Annotated in this window: 19 protein-coding genes and 3 tRNA genes; 12 read left to right on the forward strand and 10 right to left on the reverse strand. The window is 64.3% G+C overall.

What is annotated here, in order from left to right; translation table 11 throughout:
- The first annotated feature begins 32 nt into the window (after nucleotides 1-32).
- The 3 genes from ACXJKO_RS00215 (at nucleotide 33) to ACXJKO_RS00225 (ending at nucleotide 3,330) form a co-directional block, all read left to right on the forward strand.
- The gene (locus ACXJKO_RS00215) at nucleotides 33-1,943 is read left to right on the forward strand and encodes a CHASE2 domain-containing protein (protein ID WP_457089056.1); all 1,911 of its coding nucleotides are present in this window, start codon (nucleotides 33-35) and stop codon (nucleotides 1,941-1,943) included.
- Between the two features lie 134 nt (nucleotides 1,944-2,077).
- Nucleotides 2,078-2,965: a cation diffusion facilitator family transporter gene (locus ACXJKO_RS00220; RefSeq protein WP_457089057.1), complete on the forward strand. Its 888-nt coding sequence runs from the start codon at nucleotides 2,078-2,080 to the stop codon at nucleotides 2,963-2,965.
- A 68-nt stretch (nucleotides 2,966-3,033) separates the two neighbouring features.
- Nucleotides 3,034-3,330 (forward strand): hypothetical protein, encoded by a 297-nt coding sequence (locus ACXJKO_RS00225; RefSeq protein ID WP_457089058.1) that lies wholly within the window; start codon nucleotides 3,034-3,036, stop codon nucleotides 3,328-3,330.
- On the opposite strand, the gene ACXJKO_RS00230 is transcribed toward ACXJKO_RS00225, so the two are convergent.
- The 8 genes from ACXJKO_RS00230 to hemC form a co-directional block, all read right to left on the reverse strand.
- Nucleotides 3,327-4,670, reverse strand: coding sequence for an acylphosphatase (locus tag ACXJKO_RS00230; protein WP_457089059.1), 1,344 nt, complete (start codon nucleotides 4,668-4,670; stop codon nucleotides 3,327-3,329). The two genes, ACXJKO_RS00225 and ACXJKO_RS00230, sit on opposite strands and share 4 nt — an antisense overlap.
- Nucleotides 4,671-5,000: 330 nt before the next feature.
- Nucleotides 5,001-5,075 (reverse strand) — tRNA-Gly (locus tag ACXJKO_RS00235).
- A gap of 24 nt (nucleotides 5,076-5,099) precedes the next feature.
- A tRNA-Ala gene (locus ACXJKO_RS00240) sits at nucleotides 5,100-5,175 on the reverse strand.
- A 68-nt stretch (nucleotides 5,176-5,243) separates the two neighbouring features.
- Nucleotides 5,244-5,319: transfer RNA gene (locus ACXJKO_RS00245), tRNA-Thr, on the reverse strand.
- Nucleotides 5,320-5,401: 82 nt separating this feature from the next.
- Nucleotides 5,402-6,985, reverse strand: coding sequence for a heme biosynthesis HemY N-terminal domain-containing protein (locus ACXJKO_RS00250; protein ID WP_457089060.1), 1,584 nt, complete (start codon nucleotides 6,983-6,985; stop codon nucleotides 5,402-5,404).
- 18 nt (nucleotides 6,986-7,003) lie between these two features.
- The gene (locus ACXJKO_RS00255; protein WP_457089061.1) at nucleotides 7,004-8,401 is read right to left on the reverse strand and encodes a COG4223 family protein; all 1,398 of its coding nucleotides are present in this window, start codon (nucleotides 8,399-8,401) and stop codon (nucleotides 7,004-7,006) included.
- 186 nt (nucleotides 8,402-8,587) lie between these two features.
- On the reverse strand, nucleotides 8,588-9,283 hold the full coding sequence (locus ACXJKO_RS00260) for a uroporphyrinogen-III synthase (protein WP_457089062.1): 696 nt from the start codon (nucleotides 9,281-9,283) through the stop codon (nucleotides 8,588-8,590).
- A complete protein-coding gene (gene hemC / locus ACXJKO_RS00265) occupies nucleotides 9,283-10,209 on the reverse strand; it encodes a hydroxymethylbilane synthase (RefSeq protein WP_457089063.1) in 927 nt (308 codons plus the stop codon). The genes ACXJKO_RS00260 and hemC overlap by 1 nt, the downstream gene beginning before the upstream one ends.
- Nucleotides 10,210-10,324: 115 nt before the next feature.
- Here hemC and tsaD point away from each other — a divergent pair, with 115 nt between their 5' ends.
- The 7 genes from tsaD (at nucleotide 10,325) to ACXJKO_RS00300 (ending at nucleotide 18,359) form a co-directional block, all read left to right on the forward strand.
- A complete protein-coding gene (gene tsaD / locus ACXJKO_RS00270; RefSeq protein WP_457089064.1) occupies nucleotides 10,325-11,380 on the forward strand; it encodes a tRNA (adenosine(37)-N6)-threonylcarbamoyltransferase complex transferase subunit TsaD in 1,056 nt (351 codons plus the stop codon).
- Entirely contained in the window at nucleotides 11,380-12,366 is a 987-nt protein-coding gene (locus ACXJKO_RS00275; RefSeq protein ID WP_457089065.1) for an NAD(P)H-dependent glycerol-3-phosphate dehydrogenase, read from the forward strand. Before tsaD ends, ACXJKO_RS00275 begins: the two co-directional genes overlap by 1 nt.
- A 13-nt stretch (nucleotides 12,367-12,379) precedes the next feature.
- Nucleotides 12,380-12,793, forward strand: coding sequence for an EVE domain-containing protein (locus ACXJKO_RS00280; protein WP_457089066.1), 414 nt, complete (start codon nucleotides 12,380-12,382; stop codon nucleotides 12,791-12,793).
- 357 nt (nucleotides 12,794-13,150) lie between these two features.
- Complete coding sequence (acs, locus tag ACXJKO_RS00285) at nucleotides 13,151-15,109, forward strand: acetate--CoA ligase (protein WP_457089067.1); 1,959 nt, start codon at nucleotides 13,151-13,153, stop codon at nucleotides 15,107-15,109.
- 185 nt (nucleotides 15,110-15,294) lie between these two features.
- The gene (locus tag ACXJKO_RS00290; RefSeq protein WP_457089068.1) at nucleotides 15,295-15,792 is read left to right on the forward strand and encodes a L,D-transpeptidase; all 498 of its coding nucleotides are present in this window, start codon (nucleotides 15,295-15,297) and stop codon (nucleotides 15,790-15,792) included.
- A gap of 201 nt (nucleotides 15,793-15,993) precedes the next feature.
- Complete coding sequence (locus tag ACXJKO_RS00295) at nucleotides 15,994-17,649, forward strand: DUF4166 domain-containing protein (protein ID WP_457089069.1); 1,656 nt, start codon at nucleotides 15,994-15,996, stop codon at nucleotides 17,647-17,649.
- 98 nt (nucleotides 17,650-17,747) lie between these two features.
- Nucleotides 17,748-18,359 (forward strand): LysE family translocator, encoded by a 612-nt coding sequence (locus ACXJKO_RS00300; protein WP_457089070.1) that lies wholly within the window; start codon nucleotides 17,748-17,750, stop codon nucleotides 18,357-18,359.
- A 6-nt stretch (nucleotides 18,360-18,365) separates the two neighbouring features.
- Here ACXJKO_RS00300 and ACXJKO_RS00305 read toward each other — a convergent pair whose 3' ends face one another.
- The gene (locus ACXJKO_RS00305) at nucleotides 18,366-19,670 is read right to left on the reverse strand and encodes a class I SAM-dependent methyltransferase (protein ID WP_457089071.1); all 1,305 of its coding nucleotides are present in this window, start codon (nucleotides 19,668-19,670) and stop codon (nucleotides 18,366-18,368) included.
- An 88-nt stretch (nucleotides 19,671-19,758) separates the two neighbouring features.
- Nucleotides 19,759-19,995: a DUF1674 domain-containing protein gene (locus tag ACXJKO_RS00310; protein WP_457089072.1), complete on the reverse strand. Its 237-nt coding sequence runs from the start codon at nucleotides 19,993-19,995 to the stop codon at nucleotides 19,759-19,761.
- A gap of 124 nt (nucleotides 19,996-20,119) precedes the next feature.
- On the opposite strand from ACXJKO_RS00310, the gene htpX reads away from it, so the two are divergent.
- Together htpX and ACXJKO_RS00320 are read left to right on the forward strand one after the other, a co-directional pair.
- Nucleotides 20,120-21,052, forward strand: coding sequence for a zinc metalloprotease HtpX (htpX, locus tag ACXJKO_RS00315; RefSeq protein ID WP_457089073.1), 933 nt, complete (start codon nucleotides 20,120-20,122; stop codon nucleotides 21,050-21,052).
- 5 nt (nucleotides 21,053-21,057) lie between these two features.
- Nucleotides 21,058-22,368: an RsmB/NOP family class I SAM-dependent RNA methyltransferase gene (locus tag ACXJKO_RS00320; RefSeq protein ID WP_457089074.1), complete on the forward strand. Its 1,311-nt coding sequence runs from the start codon at nucleotides 21,058-21,060 to the stop codon at nucleotides 22,366-22,368.
- The last annotated feature ends 68 nt before the right edge of the window (nucleotides 22,369-22,436 follow it).

Raw genomic sequence — 22,436 nt, forward strand, 5'->3', positions numbered from 1 at the left:
GAAGCGGCGAACCGCTGTGGCGTCACTTCGCCATGGCGGGTCTGATCGCGGCGCTGTTGGTGCCGCTCGCCTTCTTCAAGCCGTTCTACCTGATCGAGGCGAAGCTCTTCGACATCCTCTCCGTCATCGCGCCGCCGCGCCCCTCGCAGCTCGGCGCAGAGATCGTCGCCATCGACGAGCCCTCCTTTTCCGAAATCGGGCAGCGCTGGCCGTGGTCCCGGGAACTGCATGCAAAGCTCATCGAGAGTCTGCGGGCTGCCGGCGCGAAGGTGATCGCGTTCGACATCATCTTCTCCGAACCGTCGAGCGAGGAGGCCGACAGGCGCTTTGCGGAGGTGCTCGGCCCCGATGTGGTGCTGGCGGCCGACGACGTGACGACGCAGCTCGACCAGGGCATCCAGACCACCCGCGTCAATCCCATCGATCCGTTCCTCGATGCGGGCGCGGTTCCCGGCGTCGCGTCGGTCGATCCCGATGGCGACGTTTACTTGCGCCGCATGCCCTCGCAATCGGACAGCTTCGCGGCGGAAATCCTGCGCTTAGCCGGCACGCCGGTTCAGCCGCCGCCCGAAGATGCGCTGATCCAGCATTTCGGGCCCACGCGCACCTATCCCACTGTGTCCTATTACCAAGCGCTCGACCCGCAGCAGTTTCTCCAGCCGGGACGTTTCAAAGACAAGATCGTGCTGGTGGGTCTTAGCCTGAAGGCCGCCACCTCCGCCAATGCCGGCGCACCCGATACCTTTCCCACCGCCTATACGCTCGCCACGGGCACTCTGACGGCGGGCGTGGAGGTGCAGGCGACGATCCTCGACAACCTGAAGCACCGCCTCTACGTGACGCCCGTGCCGCGCATCGCGATGGTGTTCCTCATCGTCGCCGCGGCCTTCCTCGCCGCCGCCCTCTCGACGCAGCGCGTGTCCTGGAAGACCGGGCTTGCGGCTTTGTTCATCGTGGCGTTCTTCTTCCTCGAGGCCTGGGCGCTCCTGCGCGTCGAGCGCATCTGGGCGCCGCCTGCCCTGCCGGTCGCAGCGGCCCTCGCCGTCTTCGGCACGCGCTTCGGCCTGGATTACGCCCGCGAGCGGCACTTACGCCATGCGGTGTCGGAGGCCTTCTCCCGTTATCTCTCGCCCGATCTGGTGGCGCAGCTCGCGCGCGATCCGAGCGCACTGAAACTCGGCGGCGAGCGGCGCAATCTCTCGATCCTGTTCTGCGACGTGCGCGGCTTCACCACGCTCTCGGAAAAGCTGAAGGACGAGCCGGAGCGGCTGACCGGCCTCATCAACCGCCTGCTCGATCCGCTCTCGGAAGCGGTGCTCGTGGAAGGCGGCACCATCGACAAATATATCGGCGATTGCGTGATGGCCTTCTGGAACGCGCCGCTGCCGAGCCCCGACCATCCGTTGCGGGCCGTCAAAGCCTCAATGCGCATGTTGGATGCGGTTGCGGCTCTCAACGCCACCCTGCGCAAGGAAGAGGGGGAAGCTGCTCCCGCCTTCGCCATCGGCGTCGGCATCAACACGGGCGATTGCGTCGTCGGCAATGTGGGCTCGCGCTGGCGCTACGATTATTCCGTGCTCGGCGATACGGTGAACCTCGCCTCGCGCCTTGAGAGCCTGTCGAAGGAATACGGCGTTGCGCTGATCCTCGGCCCCGCCACCGCCGAGGCCGTGCGGGATCATTATGCGCTGATCGAACTCGACCGCATCGCCGTGCGTGGCCGCTCCACTCAATCGGCCATCTACACAATCGTCGCGCCGCTTAAAGGGAGCGATGCATCGGTTGCCGAGCTCATGCACCTTCAGCCGCGCCTGCTGGATGCCATGCGTGCCGGCGAGACCCGAGACGCGCTCGATCTCATCGAGCAGTGCCGGACGCTCTCGCCGAAATTGGCGGGCTATTACGATAAGCTGAAAACCAAGCTGACGGACCCGATGGAATAGGCTGCCCGGCCGGTCCCTCGACAGCTGATCTTGCGAGCGATTTGCAAGTAAAATGAGAGGCTTGCGCTTGGGCTGGCAATCACTATAAGGGCGCTTCGCTTGTCCCCGCCGCCCTCGTACCTTTGCATGAAGCCATGAGCCGGATTCAAAAACTTGCCATCGGCAGCATCTTCATTGGGGCGGTGGTCTTCGCTCTCAAATATGCCGCCTATTACCTCACGGGCAGCATCGCGCTTTATTCGGATGCGCTGGAGAGCATCATCAACGTGGTGACGGCGCTCGCCGCCTTCATGGCCGTGCGCGTGAGCGCAGCCCCTGCGGATGCCAATCATCCTTATGGCCACCACAAGGTGGAATATTTCTCCGCCGTTCTCGAAGGCGTGCTGATCATCGTCGCGGCGATGATGATTCTGCGCGAGGCCTATTTCGGCTTCTTCGAGCCCCGGATGCTGGACGCGCCCGCGACTGGCCTTGCCGTCAACGCGGTCGCGACCGTGATCAACGCGTTCTGGTCATGGCAGCTGATCCGCGAAGGCCGGCGCCTGCGCTCGCCCGCCATCGTGGCGGACGGACGCCATCTCCTCACCGATGTGGTCACCTCGGTCGGCGTGCTGGCCGGCCTCCTCCTGGTGCCGTTCACCGGCTGGGTCTGGCTCGATTCCGTGCTGGCGGCTTTCGTTGCGGTCAACATTCTCTGGTCGGGCTGGGGCTTGATGAAGGAAAGCATCGGCGGCCTCATGGACGAGGCCCTGCCGGAGGCAACGCTCTCGCGGGTGCGCGAGATCATATCGATCAACGCGACGGGCGCCATCGAGGCGCATGACCTGCGCACGCGCCACGCCGGCAAGATGACTTTCATCGACTTCCACCTCGTGGTGCCGGGCGCCATGAGCGTCACCGACGCGCACGACATCTGCGACCGCCTGGAGCGCGCATTGAAGGACGATATCGAAGACGCGCTGATTACGATCCACGTGGAGCCGGACAACAAGGCGAAACACGCGGGCATCGTGGTGTTGTAAAACCGCCCTGGTCTTTCCGAATGCGTTTATCGGCCTAGCTTCTCTCTGCATCGGAGGGAGTGATCGGCATGCGCATTCTGGCAGTAGCAGTTTTTCTTGTGGCAGCGATTCCAAACGCTTTTGCTGCGGATCTGTACCAGCCCTATCCGAGCGTCGTTTACGAGAGCGATGATGTGGTCGTCGTGCGACCCGTGCGTCGGATCATCAAGACGCGCACCGCTTGCGTGCGATGCTCCCATCTGCCTCTCGGCGGCCTCAGAGAACCTGTCATCGCCCAGGTTCCACTCGGCGGCTTGCGCGAGGCCTGCCCGCCCGTTGTCGTACGCACGGTGCGAGAGGATGTCGTGCTGCGCGTGAAGGGCTAACCGGCGCTCTCGGTCCGAATTGTGAACCGTGGCGGGATCTTACCGCGATACTCCGAAACGGCTACGTTGTCGGGCTTGGCGCGGCCTGGCCCAATGCGACACAAGCCGATGGCATTCTCTACCGAGCGGGGAGCGCCGCAAAGCACCACCTCCACGCGATCTTCCGCGGCGTTGCGGACCCAGCCGGTAAGCCCGCCCAAATCCGCGACACGACGGAGCCATCGCCTGAATCCGACGTCCGTCACTTGCCCTGTGATCTCGATGACCGCTTTTTTCCAGAACTTCTCCTTGAGAGGATAACTTCCGGGAAACAGGTGCCCGATCAGATCTCCAGCCACATCCCGGGGCATACCGACGACCGGAAAGTGATGCATAGCGATATCGGGGCATATATTGACCTCACAGATAGCCCATGTCTGCTGGCTTGCCGGACGCGTGATGTCTTCGCATAGAAGGTCTATTCCGCAATGGCTGGTCGGAAATGCCTTGCAGGCCCGTGCCGCGATATCGGCGAAATCCGCATGGACCTTCTCAGTGATATCGACGCTCTCGCCACCGCCACCGATGTTGGCGACCAAGTGCAGATAGAGCCGCCGGCCCGACGGCAAAACCGAATCCGGATTCAAATCTTGATCCGCGAGATATTGCAGCATCATCGAGGTTAGCTTGATGGGCTTTGCGCCGACATAGGGGTTGGCCATGCGCGATTGATTCTTGCTTTCGATAAGCCCCTCAATCGATGTTTCGCCGTCCCCATCGATGTAGGCCGGCACACGCCAAGCTGCCGCTCGAAGCTGGTCTCCGATAACGAACAGTCGATAATCATTGCCGGGGATGTGCTTCTCCACGATGATCGGCGAATCCGCTGCGTCCCGTGCGGCCTTCCATGCCAGCGAGAAATGTCTCCATTCCTTGATGTTGGACGTAACCCCGCGCCCGCCACTTCCATGAATGGGCTTGACGACGACCGGAAGACCGATCGTCGTTGCAAACTCCCAACCTTCGTCTTCCTCATTCTGCTCGAAGACTGATCCTTCCGGCACGTTCACGCCGGCGTTCTGAAGAACCTTTTTAGTGATGTCTTTGGAGCTCGAAATCACGCCTGAAACCAGCGATGTCGTATCCGGTGTGTGGCCCCAGAAGCTGACGGTACGGCGTCCGTCCGAGATGCGATAAACGCGAGACGAGATGGTCTCTACATCCAGGTTCCGAATGAACGCAGCATGTTTGATCATCTCCATATGAACCGCGTATCCGTGCCTGAAAGACCGAATGGATTGCGGCGACCATTCCGGTGATGGCGCGAGATGGGTCTCTCGGCTTTCGAGAAGCGCGGTCATGTTTCTCAATCCATGTTTTATCGCTGGAGCTTCCAACCGCTGCCATACTAGCCGCAAAGCGGTCAGCCGCAGGGCGAATACTCACAAATCGCCCATTGCTCTCACGGGCTACCGCAGAGTGAGACAGGTTGCCCAAAATCCTGCGCAGTTCGGACCCGCAGGAGGGCTTCGCTGCTCCATGCAGTTGAAATGCCGAAGCTCCGATTCTTGGAATGAATGTCTGGGTGAACGTCGATGACGTGCGGCCTCAAGGTCGCCGCTTCTGCTGGAGCCAAAAACACGAAAGGCGCCCGAAGGCGCCTTGTCGATGGATTCCCTTATGGAGGGAATTGGAGCGGGCGAAGGGATTCGAACCCTCGACCCCAACCTTGGCAAGGTTGTGCTCTACCCCTGAGCTACACCCGCACGCTCCGTCTCGTCTTGGCAGGATGGTGGAGCCAGGCGGGATCGAACCGCCGACCTCTTGCATGCCATGCAAGCGCTCTCCCAGCTGAGCTATGGCCCCATTCCATGCCTTCCCAACCCAACGGCAAAAAACGGCCCGAGGGCTGCCATTGCCACGAAGTGGGAAAGTGGTGCCGCAAGAGGGATTCGAACCCCCGACCCCCTCATTACGAATGAGGTGCTCTACCAGCTGAGCTATTGCGGCGTTCCGATCATGCGATCGAAGAGGGCGACCTCATACCCTCTCACCTCTTGCTTGGCAAGGGAGGTCCGTGCGGGAAATTGGCCTACCAGATGGAAAAAGCGCTGCGCCGGGCCGGCGGCGTCTCGTCCTCGGGCCGGGGCACGTCCGGCGGCGTGACGGGGAAGACCACCGGTTCGGGCCGGGGCAGCAAAACCTCCTCCTTCACGGGCTCGGGAGCGGGCGTTACCGCGACCACGACAGGTTCAGGCTCGGGCGGCGTCGGTTCCGGCACGGGGCCTGCGACAACGACTTCCGGCTCCTCGGGCTCGGAGATCGGAAGCGCCCTTGGCTCGTCGTCCAGATCCCCGGTCACGTCGTCGCTCATGGCAAGTTCGGGCGCGACCAGCACGTCGGGCGGGGCCTCCCACACGAAGGCGTCGAGGCGGCCCGTCACGGGCGAGATCGGCGCCCATTGGTCCGAGACGACGCCATCGGCGATCCAGGCCGGGTCACGCGGCGCGCGGGTGGCGCGGGCGAGCCATTCGCGGCCCTTGCCCGTCGCGCCATGCTCGGCCTGTTCGAGATCGGACATGATGAGGCAGACCCGCATGGTCGGGCGATCCGCCAGCAGCGGCTCCAGGGCATCGCGGGCACGGTCGAACTCGCGCGATTCAAGAGCCGAACGGGCCACCGCGAGGCGTCCTTCCGGCGCGCCGCCGGAAAGCTTGAACAGGGTCTCGGCGCGCTTCAGCCGGTCGAGGCCCGAATCGCCGGGACGCAGGTTGAGATAGACCTCCGCCAGATCGGGATGCGGTACGCTGCGCCAAGCGGTTTCCACCACCTTGGCAGCTTTGCGCAGGTCGCCCTTGCGCGAGAGAAGGCGTCCGGCAAGAGCGGCGGCGGGCTCCAGATCGGGCGCGAGCTTCACCGCATCGAGGGCGCTTCGCAAAGCCCCATCGGGATCCTGCTCCACACGGTCGAGGGCATCGGCGGTCAGAAGCACGGCGCGGTGGCGCTTGGCGGTGCGCTTGTCGAGCAAGCCGAGCGAGGTGCGCCGCTCGATGCCCTCCAATGCGCCGCGCCAGTCGCGCTCGGCGCAGCGCGCCTCCAGCACCGCATCGCTCGCCCAGGCGGCGGCGGGTGCGAGGCGCACGGCCTCGGTGGCAAATTCGCGCGCGGCACCGGCATCGCCCCGGCGGCGGGCTTCGACGAAGAGACCGCGCAGACCGAGCACCCGCGTCTCATCCTCGTCCATCATCTGCGTAAAGGCCGCTTCCGCAGCGGCGCGATTGCCGGAAATCTGAGCCGCCTGCGCCTTCAACAGAAGCGTCAGGGGCTCCTTGCCAAGAAGCCGCTCGGCCTCGTTGGCATAGCGGCGAGCGGCGATGGTATCGCCCGCGCCCACAGCCACCATGCCGCGCGACACCGCCTGATAACCGCGCGAGCGACGGCGGGCCCGGGAGGCGAAGGTAAGGCGGGAAGGCAGATGCAGAATGGCGCTGACCGCCGACCAGAGCACCGCCAGCGCAAGGGCAAGGCCTACTAAGGCAATCATGCCCACCGCCATGGAGGTCTGCACCTCGTAGCCTGCGAAGGTGATCAGAACCGTGCCCGGCCGATCCGCGAGCCACACGGCGCCAAAAGCCGCGACGCAGAGAAGACCGATGAATACGAGAGCGCGCCACATCCTGGGCTGATCCTTACTTTACTGCGTCGAACGGTTGAGGGCGGCGAGGGACTCGGCGGACAATTCACGGGAGGCCTGCTGCGCTCCGGCGAGAGCCATCACCTGTTTCCCCCATTCCTCCGACATTCGCTGCGCCGGCTCGGGCAGGGAATTCCACGCCGCCGCCGCTCCACCCATGTCGCCCTGCGCCAGCGTCTGCCGGATGCGGGCGAGCGTTGCGGGAACGCCGCTGGCGCCGGGTTCGTTCACGGGTCGCACGGTGACCACCTTGTCCATCATGCGCAACAGTCGGTCCGACCACTCGCCGGAAGCCGCACGCTCATCGCGCAAGATCGCCGCCTCCAGAGGCTCGTAGCGGTTCAGGAGATCGGCTGCGGTCGGCGCGCCGCTCTGCGCGAAAGGCTCCAGCGCGGCAAGACGCTCGGCGCTGGCGCCGTTCTTCCTCAAGGCATCGAGAAGATCCGCATAGGGTGTGCCGCTGCGAAGTGCATCGTCTAAGCGCTCGGCGAGAACGACTCGAACGCTGCCCTGGCCCGCAGTCTCCACGCCCTTGCTGTTTTCGGTGACCTGTTGGGACAGGGCGGCAAGGCGCTGGTCCTGCTGGCCCAAACGCTGGTCGAGGGCCTGCACGGAATTGGCCGCGCCGGCCGCGTTCTGCGCCTCGTTACGCAACTGGTTTTCGAGAGCAGCGAGCCTGTTCGTGAGATCGGTGAGCGCCGCATCGTTCTGCGGCGCGGGTGCGGCTTGAGGCCGGTTGAGCGCTTCCTCCGCCCGCGAAGCGGCGCCTTGCGCGATTCCCTGGATCTGCTGGATGCGTTGATCGATCGGTCCCCTTGCCGATTCGAGCGCCTGAAGGCGTCCCTCGATAGGCTGGAGATTGACCGGCTGACCGGCACTGCCGCCCTGGCCCAACGCGCTCACCCGCTGCTCCAGCTGGGCAAGGCGCTGATTGTCCTGCGTCGCGGTGGGCTGCTGCCAGACCTGGAGAGCATAGACGAGGCCCGCACCCACGAGGCCACCCAGAACGCCGGAGCCGATCAGGGCCGCAGGCGAGGTGCGGCGCTCAGGTACAGGCGCCTGAGGCGGAAGGGTCTCGAAGCGGTCGTCACGGGACGCGGTTTCCGCTTCCGCAGTTTCGGGAGAAATCGAATCGGTTCCCGCACCCGAATCGAGGCTCACCTCGGACGAGGCCACTGCGTCTTCCGGCGCGGCGCCCGCCGCCGTGTCGGGCTCGGTGATGATTGTCTCTTCGGGCCGCACGTTCTGCCATGCGTTATCCTGCCCGTCGTCCTTCATCACATCGTCACCCTTGGTGCTGTCGTCGATGACGGTCGCCTTCAGGTCGATGGTGGCGGGTTCCCGCGTGTGCTTCTTGCGGGAGGATTTCGGGGCTTTCGGATCGGATGAATTGGTCACTTTTCACTCTTCGTGGAGAATTTTTGACGGATCAGAGTGGGATGCAATTGAGGCAAGCTTGAGCGCAGGGTTTCGTTCCCTGCCGAATTTCGGAATCGGAAAGAGCAAGAGGTGCATCGGACCACGATCCTTTCCATGGGGTAAAGATCCCTATCTCCGCCATCGTAACCGAAGCGGCGACAGGGGTCACGGGAGGCCCTGGAGCAAGCCGAGAAGCGCTTCCTCGGTCGGCTCCTTGGACACCAGAAGCGGAGCCTGCATCCCGTCGAAGGCAGCCGCCACATCCGCGGACAGGCAGAAATGGGAACAGGCTTCGAGCGCCGATGCCAAACCCGCCTCCTCCGTTAGCCGGATCAGCAGATCCGCACTCCTTCTGGAATAATGGAGCGCGGCCCCGATTTTGCCAGAGCGAAGGGCCTCGGCCGCATCATCGGGAAGCCGATCGAGGGCCTTTGCCTCGTAAGCTTCCCAGGACAGGACCCGGAAGCTCGCCGCGTTCAGGGACGCTGCCGGCTCCTCCTTATGATGACGCCCGGTGACGTGCAGGAGGGTTTGCCCAGGCGGCAACTGCTCCCGAATCAGGCGCGAGAGGGAAACCGCATCGCCCTCCCCCACGATCACCGACGTGAAACCGGCCCCGCGCACGACATCGGCCGTGCGCTCGCCCACCGCGAAGACAAGACGGCTTTTGTCCATCGATGCGAGGGCTTCCACCGCATGGGCGCTGGTGACGATGAGGGCATCGTGCGACTCGGCAGGCGCGGCATCACCGGTCGGCACGATCCGTGTCACCGGAGCAATCAGCGCCTCGTGTCCGAGAGCGGCGAGCCTCGCTGCCGTGCGCTCGGCATCGTCCGGGGAGCGTGTGACGAGAACCCGCATCAGGTTTTGAGGAATCCGGCAGGCATGCGGGTGCGCAGCTCCGTTCCCGCTTCACGCCCGAGTGCCACCGCGTCCTCGGGCGAACCGCGCCGCACGGCTTCCAAGCTCTCGGATCCATCGGGACGCAGCACGAGACCGCGAATTTCCAGCTCTCCACCCACGAGTCGTGCATGCCCCGCGATGGGCGTGCGGCAGGAACCGTCGAGAATGGTGAGAAAAGCTCGCTCGGCAGCAAGGGCGTGGCCCGTAACGCTGTCGAGAATGGGAGCAAGCGCCACCTTCACCCGCTCATCCTCGGTCCGGATCGCAACCGCGATCGCGCCCTGGCCCACGGCGGGAAGGAAATCGTCCGTGTCGAGGATCGCCGTTACATGATCGGTGAGCCCCAGCCGACGCAGGCCCGCCATGGCGAGCAGCGTCGCATCCACCTCGCCGCGTTCCAGCTTGGCGAGGCGCGTCTGCACATTGCCGCGCAACAACGTGACCTGAAGATCAGGGCGAAGCCGCCGGATCTGCGCCTGACGGCGCAGCGATGCGGAGCCCACCACTGCGCCGGGCGGCAGATCGGCAATGCTCTTGAAGCGATGGCTGATGAAAGCATCGCGCACATCCTCGCGCGGCAGGAAGCCCGCGATCACGATGCCTTCCGGCAGGGTCGTCGGCAGGTCTTTCGCGGAATGGACGGCGAGATCGATGGAGCCTTCGAGCAGCGCGATATCGAGCTCCTTCGTGAAGAGCCCCTTGCCGCCTGCCTCCGAAAGAGGCCGGTCCTGAATGGCGTCGCCCGTGGTCTTGATGATCGACAGGGGCAGATTCTCCACATGCCAGCCATGGGCGGCCACCAGCCTGTCTTGCGTCTCATGAGCCTGCGCCAGCGCCAGGGGGCTGCCGCGCGTGCCGATGACCAGGGTCGATGAAGAAGCCATTCCTGTTCCGTACTCCTTACTAGATGATATCCGCGTTTGATCTTGTGCGGCGCGGCGGACTATAGGGTGATGACAGGCGGGCCGAAAGCCCGAAAGATTACGGAGCAGCGGCACCATGCGCATCCTAGGCATCGAGACCACTTGCGATGAAACCGCGGCCGCCGTGGTGGGCGTCGGCTTCGACGGACGCGGCGAAATTCTCTCCAACGAGGTGCTCAGCCAGATCGCCGAGCACGCGGCCTATGGCGGCGTGGTGCCGGAGATCGCCGCCCGCGCCCATGTGGAGGTGCTCGACCGCCTCATCGCCCGGGCGCTCAAGAACGCGAACTGCTCCGTGAAGGACATCGACGGCATCGCGGTGGCCGCAGGCCCCGGCCTCATCGGCGGGGTGCTGGTCGGCCTCACCACTGCGAAGGCCATGGCGCTCGTGACGCGCAAGCCCCTGATGGCGTTGAACCACCTCGAAGCGCATGCGCTCACCGCGCGTCTCACCGACGGCATCGGCTTTCCCTATCTGCTGCTGCTTGCCTCCGGCGGGCACACGCAGCTCGTGGCGGTGAAGGGCGTGGGCGATTACGTACGCATCGGCACCACCATCGACGACGCCATCGGCGAGGCCTTCGATAAGGTCGCCAAGATGCTGGGCTTAGGCTATCCCGGCGGCCCGCATGTGGAGCGCGAGGCCCTGAAGGGCAATCCGGAGCGCTTCGCCCTGCCCCGGCCCATGCAAGGACGAAAAGAACCGAATTTCTCGCTCTCCGGCCTCAAGACCGCCGTACGGATCGAGGCGGAGAAGATCGCGCCGCTCACGCAAACCGACATTTCCGACCTCTGCGCCAGCTTCCAGGCCGCCATCGTCGACGTTGTAGTGGACCGCACCCGCGTGGGCCTTCGCCACTTCCGCGACATCGCGGGCCACCCGACCGCCCTCGTGGTGGCGGGCGGCGTCGCCGCCAACCAGGGCATGCGCCAGGCGCTCCAGCGGCTCGCCGTTGAGACCGGCCTCAAGCTCGTCGCACCGCCGACCTCGCTGTGCGGCGACAACGGCGCAATGATCGCCTGGGCGGGCCTCGAGCGCATGCGGCTTGGCCTCATTGACGACATCAACGCCCCTGCCCGCGCCCGCTGGCCCCTCGACACGAGCGGTCAGGCGGTGGGAGTGAAGGCCTGATGCCTGCACCGATCGGCATTGCGGGAGCCGGCGCCTGGGGAACGGCGCTTGCCAACGCGGCGGCGATTGCCGGCAACGATGTCGTGTTGTGGATGCGATCAGCGGATCAAGCTGCGGATCTCAACGCCACGCGCAGCAACGAGCGTTTCCTGCCGGGCGTGAAACTGCACGAGCGCATTCGCCCGACCTCCGATGTGACTGACTTGGCCTCTTGCCGCGCTGTGCTGCTGGTAACGCCTGCGCAGACCACGCGTGGGATGACGGCGGCTTTGTCGCTCATCCTGCCGCCGGAAACGCCTCTCGTTCTCTGCGCGAAGGGAATCGAGCGCGAAGCGAAGGTATTTTTGTCAGATGTCGTGCAAGAGGTGCGCGCTGGTGCTCCGGTTGCTGTTCTGTCAGGCCCGAGCTTCGCCGACGATGTGGCGCGCGGCTTGCCCACCGCAGTCACTCTCGCGTGCCGAGATGCATCGCTCGCCGATACGCTGGCGAATGCCCTCTCCGGTCCCACACTTCGCGTCTATCACCGTACGGATGTGCGCGGCGTCGAGATTGGCGGCGCGGCCAAGAACGTGCTGGCGATTGCCTGCGGTGCTGTCGTGGGTCGGGGCCTCGGCGAGAGCGCGAAGGCAGCCCTCATCGCACGCGGTTTCGCCGAACTCCTGCGCTTTGCCCGCGCCTATGGCGGCGAGGCGGAAACGCTGATGGGCCTATCCGGTCTCGGCGATCTGGTCCTCACCTGCTCCTCCGCCCATTCCCGCAACTTCGCCTTCGGCCAGAGGCTCGGCCAGGGCATGAGCGTGGAGGAAGCCGCCGGCGGCAGGCTGGTGGAAGGCGCCACGACCGCGAGCGCTCTCGTCGCCTTAGCGAGCGCCAAGAACATCGACATGCCGATTGCTTCCGCCGTCGAGCAGGTGCTGAACGGCGCATGGTCCCTCGATCAAGCCGTCGATGCCCTCATGAACCGTCCGATCAAATCCGAACACTAAGTAGAATTGCGTCATGGCTCACTGGCTCTACAAATCCGAACCCTCCGTGTGGTCCTGGGAGCAGCAGGTTGCTGAAGGCGCCAAGGGCACCCACTGGAACGGCGTGCGCAACCACGTCGCCAAGCAGAACCTGATGGCCATGAAGAGGGGCGAACAGGGCTTCTTCTATCACTCCAACGAAGGCAAGGCCGTCGTCGGCATCGTCGAGGTGATCAAGGAATACTACCCCGACCACACGGACGAATCGGGCAAGTTCGGCATGGTGGACATCAAGGCCGTCAAGCCCTTCAAGCGTCCGGTAACGCTCGACGAGATCAAGGCCGAGCCCAAGCTCAAAGCCATGATCCTCGTCAACAATTCCCGCCTGTCGGTGCAGCCGGTGACGGACGAGGAATGGGCCATCGTGTGCAAGATGGGCGGATTGTAAGACTCTTGTGTCATTCCCGGCCGAAGCGCAGCGGAGGGGAAGGGAATCCATAGCGCAACACCTGTGGGTGGATCCCCTTCCCTCGCCTGCGGCTCGCTGGGGATGACATCTTCCTCGTCATGGCCGGGCCTGTCCCGGCATCTCGATTGGAAGAGTGCGGCGCCTCAAATCATCGGGATCACCGGCACAAGGCCGGTGATGACGACAGGTTCTCTTGATGCCGCCAGCTGCCCCTGTGCACCGCACCAAAAGCAGCCACGACCAAAGTGCGAGCCCTACCCCGCTTGCTCAGCCCCTCTCTCTTTTCATAAACCTAGACCTAATTATCCGCGTACAACGAGCCTGGGAGAAGCGGCCATGGAAGAGAAGATCTACGACGTGCCGTCGGAATGGACCCATCGCGCCTATCTGGACGATGCCGGCTATCGCGCGAAGTACGAGGCCTCCGTGAAGGACCCGGAGCGGTTCTGGGCCGAGGAAGCCAAGCGCATTCACTGGTTCAAGGCGCCGACCCGGATCAAGAACACCAATTTCGGTCCAGGCAGTGTGTCGATCCGCTGGTTCGAGGACGGCACCACCAAYGYCGCCTATAACTGCATCGACCGGCATCTCCACACCCGCGGCGACCAGGTGGCGATCATCTGGGAGGGCGACGACCCGTCCGAATCCAAGAAGATCACCTATCGCGAGCTTCATACGCAAGTCTGCCGCATGGCCAACATCATGCGCAATCGCGGCGTCGAGAAGGGCGACCGCGTCACSATYTACATGCCGATGATCCCGGARGCGGCCTATGCCATGCTCGCCTGCGCGCGGCTSGGCGCSATCCATTCSGTGGTGTTCGGCGGCTTCTCGCCGGATTCGCTCGCAAGCCGCATTCAGGATGCCAAGTCCGCCTTCATCATCACCGCCGATGAAGGCCTGCGCGGCGGCCGCAAGGTTCCCCTGAAGGTCAATGTGGACGCGGCGCTCGAGCGCGTCGGACCGGGTGTCGTCGATCACGTGCTCGTGGTGCGCCGCACCGGCTCCGCCGTCGACATGCTGCCGGGCCGCGACGTCTATTACGACGAGGCGGCGGCGATGGTCTCCGACGATTGCCCCTATGAGGAGATGAACGCGGAGGACCCGCTGTTCATTCTCTACACCTCCGGCTCCACCGGAACGCCCAAGGGCGTGCTGCACACCACCGGCGGMTACCTYCTCTATGCGGCGATGACGCATSAATACGTGTTCGAYTACCACGACGGCGACATCTACTGGTGCACCGCCGATGTGGGCTGGGTGACGGGCCATTCCTACATTCTCTACGGACCGCTCGCGAACGGCGCGACCACGCTGATGTTCGAGGGCGTGCCCACCTATCCGTCGATCTCCCGCTTCTGGGAGGTGATCGACAAGCACAGCGTGAACATCTTCTACACCGCGCCGACCGCGATCCGYTCGCTCATGCAGGCGGGCGAGGAGCCGGTGAAGAAGACCTCGCGCAAGTCCCTGCGCCTGCTCGGCTCCGTGGGCGAGCCGATCAATCCGGAAGCCTGGGAATGGTATCACCGCGTGGTCGGCGAYAATCGTTGCCCCATCGTGGATACCTGGTGGCAGACRGAGACSGGCGGCATTCTCATCACGCCGCTRCCSGGCGCGACGAAGCTCAAGCCCGGCTCSGCCACRCGGCCSTTCTTCGGCGTGAAGCCGGAGGTCGTGGATGCGGACGGCAAGGTGCTCGACGGCGCGGCCGAGGGCAACCTGGTGATCGCCGATTCCTGGCCCGGCCAGATGCGCACGGTCTATGGCGACCATGAGCGCTTCGTGCAGACCTATTTCTCCACCTATCCCGGCAAGTACTTCACCGGCGACGGCTGCCGGCGCGATGCGGACGGCTATTACTGGATCACCGGTCGCGTGGACGACGTGATCAACGTCTCCGGACACCGCATGGGCACGGCGGAGGTCGAATCCGCGCTGGTGGCCCATCCGAAGGTGTCGGAAGCCGCCGTCGTGGGCTACCCGCACGACATCAAGGGCCAGGGCATCTACGCCTATGTGACCCTGATGGCCGGCGAGGAACCGTCCGAGGAGCTGCGCAAGGAGCTGGTGGCCTGGGTGCGCAAGGAGATCGGCCCCATCGCGTCGCCGGACCTGATCCAGTTCGCGCCAAGCCTTCCGAAGACCCGCTCCGGCAAGATCATGCGCCGCATCCTGCGCAAGATCGCCGAGGACGAGTTCGGCGCGCTCGGCGACACCTCGACGCTCGCCGATCCCGCCGTGGTCGACGACCTGATCACCAACAGACAGAACAAGCGCACGCAGGCGGCTTGATCCAAACACACGTCATTCCGGGGCCGCGCCAGCGGAACCCGGGATCGCGTGACGAGAATAGCGCTTTTTCTGAAAACGATTCCGGATCGGCTCTGCCGTCCGGAATGACACTTTTCCTGTTTTCGGAACCTCAGCCGTTTCCTCCGCGTCTCATCCTCGTGCCATGAAAGCAGGAGGGTTGAGACATGTTCGCGCGCGGGGCCATCGTATTGACCGCATTCTGGCTTGCCGCGTCGGGCGCATCCGCCCGTGAGATCGTGCCGTTCGAGGCACGGGTCTCGCCAGGCACCATCGTCATCAAGACCGGCGAGCGGCGGCTCTATTATGTGCGCGGTGACGGCACGGCGCTTCGCTATCGCGTGGCGGTGGGCAAGCCCGGCAAGCAATGGTTCGGCGAAGCGCATATCGACGGCAAATATATTCGGCCCGCTTGGTCGCCTCCGGCGGAGGTGAAGCAGGACAATCCCCGGTTGCCGAATGTCATTCCAGGCGGCGCCCCGAACAATCCCATGGGTGCGCGGGCACTCACGCTCGACCTTGATGAATACGCGATCCACGGTACCAACCGGCCTAGCTCCATCGGCACTTATGCGTCCTATGGTTGCATCCGTATGCTCAACGAGGACATCGTGGATCTCTACGATCAGGTGAGCATCGGCACCCGCGTCGTGGTGGAGCAGTAATAACCACTTACCCTTCGAAGGAGCTTTTGTTACATGGCAAGGGATGAAACGTTATTCCTTGCCATCTTCTTGCCCATGGGGGCCGCGACCCGCCTCTGATCGAGTGGATCATCTGATCCTGCTCGACGGGGTGCGCGCGCTCTCCTCGTTCCAGGCTTGCAAGGCGATTGTGAGTGACGGCGCCAACGGGAATGCGCCGCCATGATGCCGCTTGTCCTCGTCATCGGCGGCATGGGAAGTTTTGGACGCAAGCTCGTAGAAGGCCTGCTCGCCACGACGGATGCCGCTGTGGTGATCGGCGGACGCGCTCCACAGCGTCATGAGGGCGACATCCAGGCCCTTCAGCAGCATTACGGCGCGGACCGGGTCGGGGCGATTGCGATCGACCGGGATGCGGCCCTCGACATTCTTCGCGTGCTCAAACCCTTCTGCGTGGTCGATGCGGCAGGGCCGTTCCAGAACGCCGAGCCCTCCCTCGCACGGGCGGCGATTGCCGCAGGCTGCCATTATGTCGATCTGGCCGATGCCCGCGATTTCGTGGCGCGCTTCGGCGCATTGGACTCACTCGCCCGCGACGCCGGCATCCTTGCCGTCACCGGCGCAAGCTCGACGCCCGCCCTGTCCGGCGCGGTGATCGCCCATCTGACGGCGGGATGGCAGAACATCGCTGAGATCAATGTGGCCATTTCTCCGGGCAATCGCGCGCCGCGCGGCCTCTCGGTGGTGGAAGCCATTCTGGCTTACGCCGGCCAACCCGTTCGTGTGCTCTTTCATGGCGGCTGGACGAAGCTGCCGGGCTGGGGCGCGCTGACCCGGCGGGACATGCCGGGACTTGGGCGGCGCTGGCTTTCCTTATGCGAGACACCCGATCTCGATCTTCTGCCCGCCCGCTATCCTTCCGCCGATACGGTCCTGTTCCGCGCGGGCCTCGAACTGCCGGTCCTGCATTTGGGATTGTGGCTGCTGACACTGCCTGTCCGTAGCGGCCTCGTGTCCTCACTCAGGCCTTATGCCCGCTCGCTGCACAGGATCGCATCGTGGTTCGAGCGCTTCGGCACGGATCGCGGTGGCATGAGCGTCGAGGTGTCAGGCCGAGATCACGAAGGCAGGCCTGCGAAAGCCGTCTGGTCGCTGGTGGCGGAGGCAGGCGACGGGCCGAATATTCCGGTGCTGCCCGCTCTCGCGCTCATTCGTGGATTGCTTCAGGGGACCATCACGGCGCAGGGCGCGGGCCATGCGGGCGATCTCCTCGCGCTTAGCGCTGTTGAAAGCGAGTTCTCCCGCTTCAAGATCAAGGTCCGGCGCGCCATGAGCTGGCCGGAGGCGGGAAGCCTGTTCGAGAAGGTTCTGGGGCCCGAGATCCAGCGTCTTCCGCCGCTGGTTCGTCACGTGCATGGCGGGCACCCCCTGCGCCTCAAAGGCCGCGCCACCATCGATGGCGCCCGGCACGGGGCAGGCAGGCTCATCGCCCGGCTCTTCGGCTTTCCCGGCACCACGCCGGATACGCAAGCCGACATTACCCTCGAACGACAGGGAAACCGGGAAATCTGGACCCGCCGCTTCGGCGGCAAGGCCTTCCGCAGCGTGCTTCGTTCAGCTCCCTCACCCCGTCGCGTCTACGAGCGTTTCGGCCCCTTCCGCTTCGAGCTCGAGTTGACGCCTTACCGCAGCGGCTTCGAACTAAGCATCGTCGGGTGGAGCTTGGGACCTTTAAGACTCCCCGCCAGCCTGGCACCCAAGGCCCCCGCCCGCGCCTTCGTCGACGATAAAGGCCGCTACCGCTTCGACGTCACGATCGGTCTTCCTCTTGTCGGTCGGATCGTCCGGTATCGCGGCTGGGCCATGCCCGAAGGTTAGACGCTATGCACAACCCTAAAATGAAACAATATTCTTGACACCTCCGCACGTTAAGATTATCACATAAAGAAATCTTTATGTCTTTATGTGAGATGATCATGGACATCGACGTCATCGGCTTGGGTCTTTTCTCGGTTGCAGCGCTCGTTCTTCTGGGTTCGCCTGGGCCTGCCATCGCGGCCCTGGTCGCAGTAGGCCGCAACCAGGGTTTCGCTCGCGGTTTAGGCTTTTACGGCGGGCTCCAGATCGGTCTGGCCGTCGCGGCCGGCATCAGCGCGGCAGGCCTGTTCTCGCTTTTGCAGGCTTTTCCCATCGTGACGCTGGCCATGACCATCGTCGCCACGCTCTACCTCGTCTATCTCTCTTACAAGATCGCGACCGCGCCCGTAGGCGTGGAACCGCAGGCCACGGAGAAAACCGACTTCACCTCCACGCCCCTCGGCGGTTTCCTGCTCGGGATCACGAACCCGAAAGCCTATGTGGCCTTCGTGTCCCTGATGGCCTCCTATTCGATCGTCCGCACCAACACCTTCGCCGATTCCACGCTCAAGTGGCTGCTCTGCGTGATCGTGATGATCGTGGTCGACATCATCTGGCTGTGGCTCGGCGTGGTGATTCAGAAAGCCAACATGAAGCCGAAGGCGGAGCGCATCCTCAACATCGCCATGGGCCTGACAATTCTCGCCACGGCGGTTCTGGCGTTCGTCTGACGGGCGTTATGCCTGCCGATACAGATCCGCCCGCGACGACGGCACACCCGAGGGACCGCGCGTGCGCTTCGAGGCGAGGGTCTGATTGACGCCGATCACGCCGCGCTCGAAGCCCAGTGAAACGCCTGCGAGATAGAGGAGCCAGGTGCGGGTGGTCTCAGCCCCGACCTCGGCTTCGGCTTCGGCTTTGCGGGCGTTCAGGTTCTCCCACCAGAGTCGTGTCGTGCGCTGATAATGCTCGCGCCAGGCCTCCACATCGTGCACTTCGAAACCGAAGCGTTCGAGGTTGGAGACCGACATGCCGAGATGATCGAGCTCCGCACCGGGGAAGATGTAGCGCATGATCGCCTTGGCCTCGGGCTTGAGCTTGCCGAAGGCCTTGCCGGAGCGCTTCGCGCGCCGCGCGATGGTGTGGTGGAGATAGAGGCCACGGGGTCTCAGCAGCCGATGCACGGTGCTGAAGTAGGTCGGGTGGTTGGCGATGCCCACATGCTCGAACATGCCGATGGATGAGATCTTGTCGAACTCTCCCTCCATCTGCGTGAAATCCTTGAGAATGACCTCCGCCCGGTCCTGAAGGCCAAGCCTCGCGATCTTCTCTCGCGCCAGAGCCGCCTGCTCCTCGGCCAGCGTCACGCCCACGGCCTTCACGCCGTAATGCTGCGCCGCATGGCAGATCAGCGCCCCCCAGCCGCAGCCGATATCGAGCAGCCGTTCGCCGGGCTTCAGCCGCAGCTTGCGGCAGATCATGTCGAGCTTATCGAACTGAGCGCGTGCCAGATCGTCGTGCCAATCCGGCTGGAAATAGGCGCAGGTATAGACCATCTCCGGATCGAGGAAGAGCCGGTAGAAGTCGTTAGACACATCGTAATGATAGGCGATGTTGGCCTTGTTGGTGGACGGTTTTCCATCCTTCGCGCCCGTGCCCTCCCGAGGTTTGTCGAGGGGGCGGGGAATGTAGGAGGGCGCGCGCAGGAAATGATAGGCGGCCTTGAGCGCCTTGAGCTTGCTCAACCCCTTCAGGCGGCGGCCAATCTTCTGCGGCCGCTGAGCGGCGAGATCGAAGATGGTGCCGTTCTTGAGGTCGAGCAGGCCCGACACATAGGCGTTGAGCGCGGTGTCAAGACTGGGACGGCGAAGCAAGCTCGCTACCACATTCTCGCGGCGGATCACGAGGCGCATGGCATAGGACGGCAGGTCGGCGGGCACGGTGGAACCGTCCCATAATTCAAAACCGAACTGGAGATCGAGCGCCTTGTGCGCGTCCTCCAGCAGGTCCCGGAAAATCTTCAGCCGCTCCGCCCCGCTCATCAGCTCTGATCCATGCCCCTGGTTCTTTGGCGAAGGACAGTAAGCGTGGCTTGGCCGGGACACAATCCACTTGAGAGGATGCAATAACCTAAAAGTCGCTCGCGAGGCCCTTCACTTCCCAATCGTCATAACGCACGGGCTCCAGCCCGCCACGGCCCTGGTGTTCCTTTTGCCTGGCGATCTCCGCCGCGCGGGCATCGATGGCGATGCGGCGCTGGGCTGCCTCCTCGAGTGCCCTCTGGGCTGCGGGAGACAAGGTCTTGCCGGGAGATGCCCCCTCGACGGCGGGGGGCTGGATCGGATCGGGTTTGTCGTTCGTGCTCATGAGCCGGCCTTAACATATTCGCGCTCTGCCCGGGAGAGGCTGTCCCCCTTGGGAGAGAGCTGGACCATTCCCACATGAAGGTCCAACGGATGAAATTTCAGATCCCGACGAGGTGGAGACCCCGATGAACACCGTCAAGACCGGAATGCTGCTGGCGGCCCTCATGGCCCTGTTCGGCGTTGTCGGCTACATGCTCGGCGGCGCAACCGGCATGATGATCGCGCTCGGCCTTGGCCTCGCGACCAACATCTACGCCTATTGGAACTCGGACCGGCTGGCGCTCGCAGCCCATCACGCCATCGAGGTGGACGAGAGCACCGCGCCCGATCTGGTGCATATGGTGCGGGACCTGGCGCGCAACGCCAATCTCCCGATGCCGCGCGTCTACATCATCGAGAATCCGCAGCCCAACGCCTTCGCCACCGGCCGCAACCCCGAAAACTCGGCCGTCGCCGCCACGACGGGCCTACTCCACATGCTCAGCCATGACGAGGTGGCGGGCGTGATGGCGCACGAGCTCGCCCATATCAAGAACCGCGACACGCTCATCATGACCGTCAGCGCCACGATTGCGGGCGCCATTGCGACGCTTGCCCAGTTCGGCTTCCTGTTCGGCGGGCGCGGCAATGATCGGCCGAACCCCATCGTCATGATCGCCACCGCGCTGATTGCGCCGCTCGCCGCCATGATCATCCAGATGGCGATCAGCCGCTCGCGGGAATACGACGCCGACAAGATGGGCGCAGAAATCTCCGGCCAGCCGCTCGCGCTCGCCTCCGCGCTCGCGAAAATCGCGGGCGGGGTCGCGCAAGTGCCCAACATGGATGCGGAGCGTCATCCCGCCACTGCGCCGCTCTTCATCATCAACCCGCTCTCGGGGCACGGCATGGACAACCTGTTCTCCACGCACCCGGCGACAGAAAACCGGATTGCGGCCTTGAGCGCTTTGGCGCAAGAGATGGGCGCGACGCGGGGAGCGACGCCGCAACCCGGCTTCCTCGCGCAGAGTTCATCGAGTCCGTGGGGGCAAGCGCCCCGTCGCGGCCCCTGGGGTTAAATGTTTTGAGCCAATCTGAAGACCATGCGGGCCTTGGGCCCCGCCGCCTCGCCTGGATGGCGGTGACGGAAGCCATGAAGCGGCGTGTGCCGCTCGACGACATGCTGGACGAATTGTCCCCGGCCGAAAACCTATCCTCCCGCGACGAGGCTCTGGCACGAGCCATTGCCATCGTCACCTTCCGCCGCCTCGGCACGCTGGGCCGCGCGCTCAACGAGAGGCTCAACCGGCAGCCGAAGGACGAGCGCCTGCTGCACCTTCTCGCCACCGGCGCGGCGCAGATCCTCTTCCTCGACGTTCCTGACCATGCCGCCGTCGACAGCACAGTCGAGCTGGCGCAGAACGATGCGAAGCTCGGTCACGCGGGCGGATTCATCAACGCGGTCCTGCGGCGCGTGGCCCGCGAGCGCGACATGATCCTGGCCGAACAGGATTCCTGGCTCGATACGCCCACCTGGCTCGAAGAGCGCTGGATTGCGCAATATGGCGAGGATCTCGCCAAGAAGATTGCCGAGTCGCACCGCTCCATGGCCTCCGTCGATATCACCGTGAAGGACGATGCCCCCGGCTGGGCCGAGCGCCTGGGCGGCGTTCTCCTGCCCAACGGTAGTATCCGCCTCGTCGAGCGCACCGCGATCCGCGAGCTGCCGGGCTTCGATGAGGGCGCATGGTGGGTGCAGGATGTTGCCGCATCCCTCCCCGCGCGCCTCTTGAATCCCCAACCCGGCGAGCGCATCGCCGATCTGTGCGCAGCACCCGGCGGCAAGACCGCGCAGCTCGCCGCTGCCGGCGCCGATGTGCTCGCGGTCGACCGTTCGCCCAAGCGCCTCAAGCGCTTGGAGGAGAACCTCGCCCGCCTGAACCTGAAGGCGCAGACTCGCGCCATCGATGCGGAAAAGCTCGACGAGGCGCCCTTCGACGCCATCCTGCTCGATGCGCCCTGCTCAGCCACCGGCACCATCCGCCGTCATCCCGACGTCGCCTGGACCAAGAGCGAGGACGACATTCGCAAGCTCTCGGGCCTCCAGTCGCGCCTGCTCGACAAGGCGGCAAACCTGCTCAAACCCGGCGGCCGCATGGTCTATTGCACCTGCTCGCTGGAGGCCGACGAGGGCGAGCGTCAAGCGGAAGCCTTTCTCGCCCGTCACTCCGACTTCACGCGCCAGCCCATCCGCGCCGATGAGATCGGCGGACTAGCCGAATGCATCACGCCGGACGGCGACGTGCGCACCCTGCCCTGCCACCTCGTTTCGCCGGAGCATGAGCGCAGCGGTCTGGACGGGTTCTTCATCGCACGGTTCGTGAAGGCCGGTTAATTTCAGAATTAACCGTTCCGTTCTGATCCTGAGGACATCCCCTGTTGAAACCGGCCAAAACAACGGGT

The sequence above is a fragment of the Microvirga sp. P5_D2 genome, assembly GCF_054049475.1.